At 44.0% G+C, this 13,896-nt stretch carries 9 protein-coding genes and 1 tRNA gene; 8 read left to right on the top strand and 2 right to left on the bottom strand.

Annotated elements, in window-relative coordinates; genetic code table 11:
• The first annotated feature begins 42 nt into the window (after positions 1-42).
• The 5 genes from JT26_RS04455 to JT26_RS04435 all read left to right on the top strand — a co-directional run bounded on the left by JT26_RS04455 (position 43) and on the right by JT26_RS04435 (position 7,880).
• The gene (locus JT26_RS04455; protein WP_081966387.1) at positions 43-3,297 is read left to right on the top strand and encodes a TonB-dependent receptor; all 3,255 of its coding nucleotides are present in this window, start codon (positions 43-45) and stop codon (positions 3,295-3,297) included.
• Positions 3,298-3,317: 20 nt separating this feature from the next.
• On the top strand, positions 3,318-4,814 hold the full coding sequence (locus JT26_RS04450; protein ID WP_036789630.1) for a RagB/SusD family nutrient uptake outer membrane protein: 1,497 nt from the start codon (positions 3,318-3,320) through the stop codon (positions 4,812-4,814).
• Between the two features lie 92 nt (positions 4,815-4,906).
• Entirely contained in the window at positions 4,907-6,169 is a 1,263-nt protein-coding gene (locus JT26_RS04445; protein ID WP_036846799.1) for an MFS transporter, read from the top strand.
• Positions 6,170-6,190: 21 nt separating this feature from the next.
• Positions 6,191-6,643 (top strand): YhcH/YjgK/YiaL family protein, encoded by a 453-nt coding sequence (locus tag JT26_RS04440; protein ID WP_036846796.1) that lies wholly within the window; start codon positions 6,191-6,193, stop codon positions 6,641-6,643.
• A 223-nt stretch (positions 6,644-6,866) separates the two neighbouring features.
• Positions 6,867-7,880, top strand: a complete 1,014-nt coding sequence (locus JT26_RS04435) for a hypothetical protein (RefSeq protein WP_152566989.1) — start codon at positions 6,867-6,869, stop codon at positions 7,878-7,880.
• A 626-nt stretch (positions 7,881-8,506) separates the two neighbouring features.
• On the opposite strand, the gene JT26_RS04425 is transcribed toward JT26_RS04435, so the two are convergent.
• Together JT26_RS04425 and JT26_RS10810 are read right to left on the bottom strand one after the other, a co-directional pair.
• Positions 8,507-8,577, bottom strand: a tRNA-Cys gene (locus JT26_RS04425).
• Between the two features lie 252 nt (positions 8,578-8,829).
• Positions 8,830-8,967 carry a hypothetical protein gene (locus tag JT26_RS10810; protein WP_160217634.1) on the bottom strand — a complete coding sequence of 46 codons (138 nt, stop codon included), beginning with the start codon at positions 8,965-8,967 and terminating at the stop codon, positions 8,830-8,832.
• 156 nt (positions 8,968-9,123) lie between these two features.
• Here JT26_RS10810 and JT26_RS04420 point away from each other — a divergent pair, with 156 nt between their 5' ends.
• From JT26_RS04420 to JT26_RS04410, 3 genes are all read left to right on the top strand, one after another.
• Entirely contained in the window at positions 9,124-10,167 is a 1,044-nt protein-coding gene (locus JT26_RS04420) for an NAD(P)-dependent oxidoreductase (protein ID WP_200879742.1), read from the top strand.
• 598 nt (positions 10,168-10,765) lie between these two features.
• Positions 10,766-12,385, top strand: coding sequence for a PL29 family lyase N-terminal domain-containing protein (locus JT26_RS04415; protein WP_081966386.1), 1,620 nt, complete (start codon positions 10,766-10,768; stop codon positions 12,383-12,385).
• A 34-nt stretch (positions 12,386-12,419) separates the two neighbouring features.
• Entirely contained in the window at positions 12,420-13,895 is a 1,476-nt protein-coding gene (locus JT26_RS04410) for a BACON domain-containing protein (protein WP_081966385.1), read from the top strand.
• Position 13,896 lies beyond the last annotated feature (1 nt).

Raw genomic sequence — 13,896 nt, 5'->3', positions numbered from 1 at the left:
TAAAAATACTGTTTAATTCAAATCAATAATTTTTGCAAGATCATGAAACAGATTAAATGCACGCATCATGCGTTCCGAAGCATGTTGCTCATGCTGCTCATGCTCCTTCCTCTTTCCCTTTATGCACAGGGTATCACCGTGTCGGGAAAAGTGGTAGGTACAAACAAAGAACCATTGGCTGGCGTTACTGTCCGTGTGATGGGTACTGCTCGTGGTATGTACACGAATGTGAAAGGAGAGTTTAAGCTCGAAAACGTTGCCAAAGATGCCGTTTTGAGATTTACATACGCCGGAATGGAAGAACAGCAGGAACGTGTGAACGGACGCACGATCATCAACGTTGTTCTTAAGGAACACTCCACGGTGTTGGACCAAGTAGTCGTAACGGGCTACTCTACGCAGAAGCGTGCCCAGATGACCACTTCCGTATCGAAGCTCGACACAAAAGTATTGGAGAGTGCACCCAGATCGAATGCAGCCACAGCGTTGCAAGGAACTATTCCGGGTCTTAAGGTAACTCAAAATACAGGGCAACCCGGTTCTACTCCTTCCATGGTATTGCGTGGTGGTACCAGCTTCGATGGTTCCGGCGCACCTCTTATCCTTGTGGACGGAGTGCCAAGCTCATTCTACGCACTCAATTCGGACGACATCGAGTCTATGGAAGTGTTGAAGGATGCTGCTTCTACCGCCATCTATGGTGCTCGTGCGGCAAATGGCGTTATCCTCGTTACCACAAAGAAAGGTAAGGCAGGACGCTCCAGTATAGTCTTTCGTACCAAGTACACTTTCAATAATCGTCCGATAGACCCGATGACTTATTTGAGTGCGGAGGACTATGTTCGCTTCAACCGTTTGGCGATAAAGGATACTCAGATTGTTCGTAACGACCCGAATGTTTTCTCTGCATTCTTGAACGGAAGCAATGGTGCCGGTGTAGGAAACAACGCAACCAACAGCATCTACACAACCATGTATCTCACTCCGGAGAATGAACACCTTCTCGGTAAAGGTACTTGGACTTCTATCGAAGACCCGTTGGATCCTACCAAGAAGCTCATCTTCCAGGCGAACAACCACTCTCAGCTCTTCTATCAAAACAGCTACGCTCAAGACTATACGCTCTCTTTTGACGGTGGTAACGATAAAGCGACTTACTATCTCGGTCTTGGTCTTTTGGATGATAAGGGTCTCGTTGTAGGGTCGGGCTTTAAGCGTGTATCCGGAACATTTAACGGCTCTTATAAGATTACGGACAGAATCAAGGTTTCTTCCAGTGTGGCTTATGCACATTCCAACTTGAACAACCCTTATACCGCAATATACGATCTGTTCCAACGTTCTGCCGGTATGGCTCCGACCACTCGTATCTGGTACACCAATCCGGATGGAACAGACTCGGATAAACCGCATCCGGGAACAAGCTACAACTTCGGTAACCCGCTTTATTACCATGACAAGTTCCCTGCAACCAACCTGGAACAACGCTTGAGTGCGAATGTTCAGTTGGACTACAATCTTACCGATAAGATCACATTGACTGCAAAGGGCAGCCACTTTACGGTAAACGACTCCGACGAGGCCTTCAACAAGGCTTATCTTGAAGGTGGAACACTCAGAACAGACAGAACATCTTCGGTAGGACATAACCGTTTGTTGCGTAACCAGTTTACGGCTCTTGCAAACTATCGAGACCGTTTCTTCGACAAGCACAACGTAGCTGCCCTTTTAGGGTCAGAGTATTTCATCAACTCCGGATTTGCCTTCGATGCTTCTACAAGACTTTCGCCGACAGACCTTATCCACACCATGAATGCAGGAGCAGAGGCTTCCGGCAAACCATCTTCTTCAAAAACAGAGTATGCTATTGCTTCTATCTTCGGACAAGTGAACTACGACTACGACTTCCGTTATCTGTTCGGCTTCACATTCCGATACGATGGAACATCTCGTTTGGGTACAAATAAGTACGGCTTCTTCCCCGGTGTTTCTGTGGGATGGAACCTTCACAACGAACAGTTCTTCAGAGAAAACGAGTCTCTTGTTCGCTACCTTTCTCGCGTGAAGCCACGTTTGAGCTATGGTGTTAATGGTAATATCGACGTTCTTGGCAACTATACGGTTCAAGGTTTGTACAGCTTGACAAACACTTACAACTCGGAAAAGGGATATGTCAATACAGCTCTTCCAAACCTCGGACTTCGTTGGGAAAGATCTACTACACTTAATGCCGGTCTTGATTTAGGATTGTTCAACAACAGAATTACCTTGATCGGAGACTTCTTCATACGTGATGTTATGGATAAGTTGGCAGACCAAACGCTTCCTATATGGACAGGTTTCTCAGGCATTAAGACCAACAACGGTACGCTTCAAAACAGGGGATTCGAGCTGCAAATCAATGCAGAAGCAATCAAGACCAAGGATTTCAAGTGGAACATCAACGCCAATTTTGCGTCTGTTAAGTCTTACGCAAAGTCTCTTCCGAATAATGGTCTTGATAAGAACAGACAAGGCGGTAGAGAGATCTGGTCTCCTAACGATCCTACAAAGACTATCTACGTGGGAGGACTACAAGAAGGAGAACGCCTTGGCTACGATCTTGTTACTGCTTATGTCTTTGACGGTGTGTATAAAACACAAGCCGAACTTGACGAACACAAGGATCGCAGAGTAGAGTTTGCCTATAACAAGACAAAACGTTTCTTGGGAGACACTCGCTGGAAAGACCTTAATGGAGACAATATTATAGATAGCCGCGACCGCATAGTGGTTGGACGTACTACTCCATGGCTTGTTGGAGGTCTTTCTACTGACCTTAACTACAAAGGCTTCTCTCTTTATGTGAAGACGGACTTTGCCGTAGGACACTATCTTGTAAACGGTCGCCGTATGAAGGGGTTGGCTCAGACACAAGGTAATCAGAATGGCCCTGTGGAGATTAAAGATACATGGTCTCCTACCAACCCGGATTCCAATATCCCTCGTTACGGATTTACCGACCCGCAAAAGAATCACCTTGCAGCAGGGTCCGACCAAGGAGACTTCGTGAACAGCTCTACAAGAACATTGGAAAAGGGCGACTATCTCGCTCTACGTGAAGTAACACTCAGCTATACACTTGGTAAGCCGATCTTCAACAAGCTTATCAAAGATGCGAGATTCTATATTACAGGAGCTAACCTGCACTATTTTACCAAGTATTCCGGTAGCATTCCGGAGGAAAACAGAGGATCTGATACCGGAAGGTATCCGCTTCCTAAGACATTCACCTTGGGTCTAAATCTTACTTTCTAACTTTTGAGACTGATTAAAATATGAAAAAGTATATATATACACTTCTGATTGCAGTCATCGCTACGGCTTGTAACTTGGACTTCAAGCCTAAATCAGAACTTACGTACAACGGATTTTGGGAACAAGAAGAAGGAGTACGAAGCGCACACGTTGGTTTGGCTGCGCAGTTCAGAAATTTTGTATCGACATTCTATTTAATGGGAGAAGCAAGATCGGATATTTGGGGTGGTATAACCACAGAGTCTGCCCAAAATCAGATACTCATCGATAACGATTTCAATGCAACGAATACCGTCTTTACCAATTGGGCTGGCTTCTATGGCTATATCCACCAGTTGAATGACTTTATTACCAATGCACCGAGAGCGCCATTCGGCAACGAGTCTGAGCGTTCCAACATGATGGCGCAGGCTTACGGTATGCGTGCTTTTATCTACTACACCATGCTTAAAGCGTGGGGAGATGTCATCATCACTACAGAACCTCTGAACGAAGAGCAGCTTAAGGATGTTTCCAAACTGCGTAGAGCACGTTCGCCCAAAGCGGATGTTATGGCTCTTATCCTCAAGGATATCGAAAAGTCTTTAGAGCTTTATGCCGGCACAAATGGTAAGTGGAAAAACAACCAAGTGTATTGGTCAAAAGCTGCGACTCTTATGCTCAAAGGCGATGCTCTCCTTTGGAAGGGTCAGGTATTAGGCGGTGGAGATGCAGACTTCCGTGCTGCGAAAGAAGCTTTATCTGCCATAGAGGGTTACTCTTTGGTTTCTTACGAGAGCCTTTGGGGTCTTTCCAATGAACGCAATAAGGAGTTTATCTTCACGATAGACTACCAACAAGATCAGGCTCAACACTTCTACTTCACGTTTACGGCACGTAACACAGACGTTGCCAATTTTGTGGATTTGAATGGTGAAAAGCTTGAGAAGTACAAGTTCAACGGACACAACAGAAACGGTGTTTCCTTTGATATTATAGAAAAGCTCTACTCAACTCCGGACAAGAGACAGGATACTTTCATCCTCTTCTTCTCTCAACAGGGAGAGTATGACCCGAAGAATCTTAAGGATGAAAAGAACTATCGCGGTGCTATCCTCGCTAAGTTCATGGGTGTATTGGAGAGCGACGGATCTCGTAAGTACTACGAAAATATTCCGATCTACCGTTATGCCGATGCTCTGCTCCTACTTGCGGAAGCGAAGAATCAGCTTGGAGAAGATCCTTCAGCAGAGATCAACCAAGTGCGCCAACGTGCTGCAAAGGAGAGCGATTTCGAGAAGTATGTTCACAATGGAGACAAGCTTCAAGGCAAGCGAGCCATATTGGATGAGCGTCTGAAAGAGTTCATCGGAGAAGGCAAACGTTGGTGGGATCTTGTTCGTGCAGGAGACGATCTTGTGTTCGAGTATGTCAAGAAGCTCGACAAGAACAAAAAACACCTCATCTACTATCCTATCTCCAGAGAAATGATAGCAGAAGACCCTGAGTTTATCAAGCAAACCGAAGGGTACGAATAAGATAAGAATATGACTAACTTTAGGGTCGCTCCTTCGGTCTTTGCCGTTAGAAGGGGCGGCCCTAATGCTTATATCACAGACATTATACTCTTATGACAACATCAAAACAGATCACAGGAAAGATATATCCCTGGATAGTGGTCGCACTCCTTTGGGTTGTGGCTCTGCTCAACTACCTTGACAGACAGATGTTATCCACTATGGCAGACAGCATGAAGGTGGATATATCCGAGCTTCAAGACCCTAAGTATTTTGGCTATCTCATGGCAGTTTTCCTATGGATATATGGTCTTATGAGTCCTTTAGCGGGAGTCATAGCCGACCGCATGAGTAGGAAATGGCTCATTGTAGGCAGTCTCCTTGTCTGGTCTGCCGTTACATTCCTTATGGGGATGAGTTCTTCGTACAATACGATCTTTGTTCTTCGTGCCATTATGGGCATCAGCGAAGCTCTCTATATTCCTGCCGGACTAGCTCTCATCACCGAGTACCACACCGGGCGGACACGCTCTCTTGCCGTGGGAATACACATGACCGGTCTATACATGGGTCAGGCACTGGGCGGCTTCGGGGCTACCGTGGCGCATCACTTCAGTTGGCAGACCACGTTTATCTCTTTCGGTCTTGCCGGAGTCGTTTATGCCTTTGTGCTTGCCATGGCTCTTCGGGACAAGAGAGAGGTTTCAGTCATCGGACAGAAAAGTGCTGTTTCCAATCCTGATGCCATTCCGTTTGGTAAGGGACTGAAAAGACTGTTCGGCAATGTCGCTTTCTGGGTTATCCTCATCTACTTTGCCGCACCGAGCCTACCCGGATGGGCTACCAAAAACTGGTTGCCGACACTTTTCCGAGACAGCCTTGGCATAGACATGCAACACGCCGGACCGTTGAGCACTATATCTATCGCCTTCTCTTCTTTCGTCGGTGTCATTGTGGGCGGTATGCTTAGCGACCGTTGGGTACAGCGCAATCTCAGAGGGCGTGTCTATATCGGAGCCATAGGTTTGGCACTCACCATCCCTGCGCTTATCTTCTTAGGTTTGGGGCATGGTATGGTTACGATCATCGGTGCAGCCCTATGTTTCGGGGTGGGATACGGTATGTTCGATGCCAACAATATGCCTATCCTCTGCCAGTTTGTCCCGGATAATCTTCGCTCTACCGCTTATGGTTTCATGAACATGGTAGGAGTATTTTCCGGCGCACTCATTACTCAGGTACTCGGTGCATGGACCGGAGAGGGCAACTTAGGGCTTGGATTTGCCATGCTTGCCGGTATCGTCCTGGTGGCACTACTGCTACAGATCACCATCCTTCGCCCTAAGTATGTGGACATGAAGAGCGAAAATTTCTAACCTCATCACTTTTTACAAAACATGATTATCACAACGTTAGAACAGCTTGAAAGATACTTCCCGTTGAATCCGCACTTCAAAGCGGTAGCCGGTTGGCTTAGAAGCACCGATCTGTCCGCTCTGCCTACGGGACGAAACGAGATAGACGGGGACAACATATATGCCAACGTCGCAGAGGTAGCTATGTCTCCCGACAGACTTATCCCTATGGAGCAGCATCGGGAGTACATAGACATCCATGTGCCGTTAAGACTCGACGAAAATATGGGCTGGAGTTCGGAAGATCTCTGTAAGAGCATCCGTCAGCCTTATGATGCGGAAGGCGATTATCTCCTATGGGAAGACACTCCGGCTCTTACGCTGCCGATGCCCGTGGGGACGCTTACCATCGTTTTTCCCGAAGACCCCCACTCTCCGCTTGTAGGGGAAGGAGTGCAGAGGAAGATCATCATCAAGGTGAAAGATGTGAGGTAATATCCTGCCTCCATAAGTAGAGGTTTTATGAAGCAAGAGCATATCCTCTCCGGTCGGGACACAGACAGCGTCCTCTTCCGGGGAGGATTTTTTTATATTTAACTTCTTGAATGTGAAAAGAGTGCTTATTTATAATTGTTGTCATTGCCGTTCAACTTATATTTTTCTACCTTTGAACCGATAAGTTGCATCCATATACAATAGAGAATAACTCTTACAAGTGATGAAGTGTAGCCCTTTCCCGAAACCATTCATCTGTTTGGTCTTGCTTGCGATGGCTTTTATCGTTACTACCGCAGCGGCTCAGACGGACGGCTCTATACCGACAGATACTCTCAAACGCAAAGGCATTGAGGGCAACAAGCTCTCTAAAGATCTGGAGGAAGCGCTTCTGAAACAGGTTCGGAAGCAGATAGACGACATCCGCCCTACGGTGGATATTGCCGGCATAAAGCAAGAGGGGAGAAGACCAATGCAGGGACGCTTCTCCGGTTCTCAGTTTGGCATTCCGGCTTTCAACTTTCAGCTCAACAGCCCTAAACTTTTGGAGGTGGACTGGAATGGCTTCCGGCTCGAATCGCATGCCTCAAGCCATCAATGGAAAGATGCCTTTAACACCCGGCACGACTCCCGTACCATCGGCATTGATCTCAAGTTGCGCAAAGAGCTTTCTTGGAACAACGATCTCTCCATGGGGCAGCTCTCTTCTTTTCATCTTCCTACACACCAAAAGTTTGGAGAGATCTACTCCGGCCTTAGCTACACTCCCACGGAGAAGTGGATACTTACGGGAGGTGTTGCGCTCGGCTCTTACATGGGGCAGACCTATATCAATCCCAGACTTCATTCCCAAATCCTTCTCACGCAAAACCTCAGGCTCAACCTTGACGGAGGTGCTTCCTTTTTCACGCTTCCGTATGCATCGCAGTTTTCCGGGCGTGAGTTTTACGGAGGTCTAAGGCTTCAGTACACCATGGATGCCGGAGTCTATTTCTACGGATCGGCGGCAAGCTCTTTCACTTCTCTACCCGGATATTTCCCTCAACGTTACGGGCTGCTCTACTCACCCGTTCTTGGAGGCGGTTTGGGCTATAATATTCCGGGCTGCGGACCGGTTGAGCTGGGAGTGGCATACCGATACAACCCGATAACCAATAAAGCTGCTCCGGAAGTGTCGCTCAATATCGTGGGTGCGTTGATGTGGATCATCAAAGGTATCGGTACTCTTTTGGAGTAACCGTACCCCTATAAAAGCACCTTTTTTGTCGGGAACTTTTATATAAAAATGGAGTCCCGACATTTCTCTTGAATGGCTTCGTCGGCTCTCCTGTTTCAAGAGCAAAAAGAGATTTTTCCTCTATAAGGGGTTGATAATAATGTGATTATGAAAAATCGCGAATTTGGAAAAAATTTGAATCCGGTAAACGTGTTTAATGAAATCGGTAAACGTGTTCATTGAAAAATTAAACACGTTAAGCCAAAAGAATATGCTCGTTTAGCGTTTTTGCTTAGCAGGTATCGGAAATTGTGTTAATAAAACAGCTCTGATTTAACAATTTGGTCGTGCTCTGAAAACGACCCCTCTGATCAAAATAGAGAGGCCGAAAAAAGTGAGCATTTTTCGGGATGGAATATATAAAAATGAGTTTTGGAAACCTCCTCTTTTCGGGTAAGAGAAACGGGGTATAGGCTTGCCCTTTTTTCTCAAAACAGAGAACGTTTTTCTGGGAGGAGATTTACCCTTTGGGGAGAGGGAATAAGAGTACCGAAATAAAAAGCCCAAGAAAATATGCAGACAAAGAGAAAGAGCCAAAAAGAAATACTCCGAAACCTTACTGAAAGATTTCGGAGCATCTGTTGTAGAGGTTCCTGGCGGATTTGAACCGCCGTCTCCGGTTTTGCAGACCGTTGCCTAACCACTCGGCCAAGGAACCATTATTTCCATTTGGTACGCAAAGATAGCAACGATATTTCAATTAGCCAAATCGGATCACGAGGAGCGATGCTGTAAAGAGCCTGTTCGGAGACGAAACGAAAGAAGAAAATGGGGCAAATATTTGGTGCTATTTATTTGATATATTGGACTTAAAATGTTACTTTTGTGTTGTATGTAAGTAAGAGAAAATGATTTGATAGAAGACCGAAACAGATTCGTCGGTTTATTGCTTAGACGATAGAGAGTGCTTTCACCATTGGTATCGTTTGCTCTCCCAAGTAGTATCCCACCTTTGAGAATAGTCCGGAGCTTCGGTGTCTATTCTGTTTTGAACAGGGGAGAGTAGAATCGGAAGAATATTGGTAGATGGTTGTTGCCAGAATGTCAAGCTAAGGCTTCTTCTCTAAGTCGATTTTTTTAGAGGAAAGAGGCTAAAAGCAGAGTTTCTGTCTTGAGACAGAGTATACCACCCCTTTTATCCCCCTTGTGTTGAGCCGATCGGTGAATGATAGAGTCGTAGGAGGCTATAATATGAAAGTGTGTGATGACAAACCAAAAAAATGAAGATGTCAATATGAAGCGAACCATTCTGATTACAGGAGCATCCGGGACGGTCGGAAGTAGGGCGCTGGAGCTTTTTCTGTCCGAGTCGCACAAGTACAATATCCGAGCTTTTGATTTGAAGACTCGTAAAAGCGAGGCTTTTCTGAACAGGTATCGGGATCGTATTGAGTCGTTCTACGGAGATATCAGAAGGCCGGAAGATCTGGAAGAAGCGACCAAAGGCGTAGATGTCTGTATTCATACTGCTTCGGTGATTCCTCCTAAGGCCTATGAAGATCCCAATCTGACATTCAGAGTGAACATCTTCGGCACGGAGAACTTAATAGACTTGCTGACCAAAAACTCCCCGAATGCTTTTGTGGTGATGACCTCTTCTGTGGCTGTGTATGGAGATCGGCTCAATAATCCGAATATTCGTGTCGGAGATCCTTTGCTTCCTCCTTATCCGGACAACTACGGCGAGAGCAAAATCCGAATGGAAGAGTTGCTCCAGAAAAGCAGGCTCGACTGGAGCATCTTTCGCTTGACTATGGTGATGGGTGCAAGTAACCATCACTTCTCCAAGATTATGTTCTATATGCCTTTGTCTACCCCCATAGAGATCATTACACCTCAAGATGCGGCTCGTGCCTTAGTGGCTGCCGTGGCTCATCGGGAAGAGCTTAGAGGACATATCTTTAATCTTGGAGGAGGAGAGTCTTGCCGGACAACGTACAAGGAGCTTTTGGAGAAAAACTTTAAGATAAGAGGCTTGGGCGCTCTCGACTTTCCTGATAAAGCTTTTGCCGAGCGAAACTATCACTGTGGGCTGTATGCGGATGGAGATAATCTCGAAGAGATTCTGCATTTTAGGAGAGACACTCTGCAGACCTATTACGATAGAGTGGCAGCTGATACGCCTTTCTATCAACGTCTTATAAATCAACTTTTTCGGAAATACATAAAAAGGTATTTGCTTTCGCTCTCTAAACCATATAAAGTATGGCATGAACAAAATGAAAATACCAGAAAGCTGTTCTTTTAAAGCGTTGGACAGAGTCGGGTAGAAAGTGTTGCGGTAAAGCCGGAGTAGATATGGTCTGAGGGAGGAGCCGGCTTGTGCTTTTATGATTGATGTGCAGAGGTTGTATCTTCTAAAGCGTTCGCCTTTCAGTCTGTGAATACTTGGCTTCGGACCGTTTCTTTATGCCCCGATGGATGAGTCTGAAATATGTGAAACATTTCAATGTATCCGTTGTAAGGTGTATATCTACGAGGAGTGCTTTTGAACGACTTTTTTGCCAATTATGTGTGCAAATGGATAAAGTCGGAAGTGCCGAATAAAAAAATGGAAAGAAGCTCCTCTTTATTCACAATAAATATTACCTTTGCCGGGAAAAACCATTTATACTTGAATTGTGTTGGTGTAAAGTCTGGTATGGAGATTGTTTGGCTCTCTAAAAAAACAGGAATAGATCTCTTATGAGAGGCTTATCCTCTCGGCATAACTGTACAGGGAGTTCGGACTACTTGAGAACAGATAACCGTTTCTGAAATTTACACTTTATCGGGAGGCTTGAGTTTGAAAGAAGATCGAACAGATCAGACAACTATATTTTAACAACTAAAAAAAGGAGAAGTTAATGAGAACAAAATGCACAACAATGCTTTTTTTATTCCTTAGTATGCTAATGCTATCGGCTTGCAGTAATCTTGAGGATGTTTACAGAAGATTGGATGAAGTTGAAACCAGACTGGCAAAGATTGAAAAATTGACAGATGGAGCTAATAGAGACATCAAGGCGATGAAAACTCTTTTAGAGACCCAAGGCTCCAATATTTCAATTAAAAGCTATCGCCCCCTCGATGACAATAGTGGTTATCTTCTCGAAATGAGTAATGGAGATAAGATTGTCTTGAAAAACGGAACAGACGGAACAAATTCATCAATGGGAGTAAAGCGTGGTGAAGATGGGGTGTTCTACTGGACTATCAATGGTCAGTATATGTATGACTCGGATGGTAATAAGATCAAAGCTTCCGGGCAAGATGGAGCAAACGGAGTAACTCCCATAATGAGAGTAAACAAAAAAAATAACTATTGGGAATATAGTGTGGATGGAGGAGCTTCATGGCATCTGGTATTGAACTCAGACAACGAACCTGTTGAGGCTACAGGAGGCAGCACTTCCGATCTACAGATTACGGAGACAGATAAGTCGATCATCATAGTATTTAAGGGACAGACTTTCGTTATCTCAAAAGAGTCAGGTAATCCTACTCCTAATCCGGTGCCTTCTGAGATCGTTTTGAATCCTACCACAAAAGAGATAATGGAGGGCGAAAGCTTTGTGATTGAAGCCAGAATTACTCCAAATTCTATTTCTACCGATCGTATTGTGTGGACTTCTTCAAACGAAAAAGTTGCTATCGTGGAAAATGGAAATGTTAGAGGAGTCTCCAGAGGCAATGCTACTATTACTGCAGCCATAGGATCAGTAAAGGCTGTTTGCGAAGTTGTCGTAAATCCAAAATTTTCTTTGACTTTTGATATCACGATAAACGGAATACAAGCAATAGATGCGAACTTCTCTATTGTTCCTTCGGATGAAGAGAGTATCTATTACTTCTCTTCTATTTTAAAGGAAGAGTGGGATAAAATAGGTGGCGCTAATGGTATTTTGGAGTATGAAAGACATTTTTGGAACAGTGCCGGTTCTATTGAAGATGCCTTAAGGCAACTTACGACGAAAGGGTCTCGGTTGAATCAGAATTTGAGTTATTCAGGAATTTCACTGGCACGACCGGGAACCTCTTACATTGTGTATGCTTTTGGTGTCAATTATGATGGTACGGAGACTTCTGAAATTTTCTATAAAGAGATTAAAACTCTACCGGAACAATCTGTCAGTGATCTTACGTTTGATGTGAAAATCGAAGAAGTACTTAACAATGGAATCATTGCGAAAGTTACTCCATCAAATAGCAATTATACCTATATGGTCGTTCATGAAAGAAAGTCCTTCATTGACGGAAGAGCCCCTAATAGAACACCTCAGGAGCTGAAAGCCGTAGGGTATGAATTGGCATCAATTCACTTAAGAAAAAAGGACTTTGAATTTAGTCAAGGGGAGATAACTATAACTCCAACGACTCATCCTATGAGAAAAAATAGAGACTATGTGATAATGGTTTTTGGAATTGATAAAGATCGTGGTATTTTTACAGATCCTAAACTCGTGGATGTTAAAACGAAAAATTAAGTTTTTATGTCTGACTAATTAGAAAATACAAATAATGAAATCTAAACAAGTATTATTCATTTTTTCTACTATACTATTGTTGATCCTATCGGGCTGCAACCATTCTAAAATGGATATTCTCGAATTGGAACTTTCGCACTATTCTACATTGGACTTTTCTGTAGAAGGAGGAAGTAAAACAATTGTTATAACCACTAACCAAAAAGAATGGGGAGCATTCTCCAATGCAGAGTGGGTAAAGACAAATCAAACGAGTAGAGAACTAACCATAAATATTGAACCGAACACGACTGTACAGAAAAGAGAGGCGGAAGTATCTGTTGTTGCAGGAGGATTGTTGAGAAAAATCCCGATAGCTCAAGCGGGAGTTCCTACTGAAATATCAGTATCTCAAGATCGTATAGACCTTTTGCAGAGAGAAAGCACCACTCGAATAACCGTTATTACCAATAATAAGGAGTGGAAGAGTGAAACCAACGCAAGTTGGATTCAACTTTCACATGTTCCGGGAGATAATACTCTTGTTGTAAAGGTTGAAGAAAACAACGACCCATCTGAGCGAAATGCAAAAATCTTTTTGAAAAGTGGAGATAAAGTACGTGAGATTGAAGTCCTCCAGAAAGGATTGATTCACTACATCCTTCCTATATTGATCCCGGAAGCTACTATGGCAGAAGTGGAAGAACTTGAGGAAAGGAGAGGAAATTCGGTAGAACATAACTCTTCTTATCTAAATGGCGGATCCCACACTTACAATGTAAAAAGTCCTATTATTCTGGATATTAAATATACTTTCAGCACAAAGCAACTGATAGGTGCTACTTTGCGTACTCGTGAACAATCAATGTTGATTGAACCGGAATTTCATCAGTTGTTTCTTAAAGAGGGATTTGAATTGAAAGGAGATAATGGTAAGGAGAGGGCGTATGCCGTAAGGAAGGAATTGCCCAATGGCACTCGCTATGAAATCGTAGCTAATGTCATTTATGATGTCCCTCGTCAAGAACCCAGAATAGAATTCAATTTCATTCGACGTCAACCGGGACCGATGCCAACCTTTGAAAGGTTGCCATTCGGATACGGAGATCTTTCAAAAAATACAAATCTTAATACTGTAGTGGCATGGGAATCTACTCATGGTGGAAAGTTCTCAGAAAAAAAGTCTGCAAATAATTTTTACTATTTTGATGTAAATGACAATACCTACATCGGTAGATATTACATCTTTAATCAAGATGGTAAAGGGCTTGCCAATATGGTCTGTTTCACTTACGATATTAGCAAGTTTTTCTATAGATCCAATCAGAATAATTATATCCCAACAGATGAGTTTAAGGCTCTTCTTAAAAAAGAAGGCTTTGGGGATCCTATCATTACGGGAGATGAGTTTGGACGATTTTATCCACATAAAGAGAAAAAGCTTCTTTTAGGAGTTCGTGTTAGCTCTGTGAAAGAGGTTAACGGCGGTCTTCCTTCGGTAATGATGATGTTCCTCCCAATGCAAGAATAAT

The organism is Porphyromonas sp. COT-108 OH1349 (assembly GCF_000768755.1).
Taxonomy (GTDB): Bacteria; Bacteroidota; Bacteroidia; order Bacteroidales; family Porphyromonadaceae; genus Porphyromonas_A; species Porphyromonas_A canoris.
This window is presented reverse-complemented; position numbering and strand designations above follow the sequence as displayed.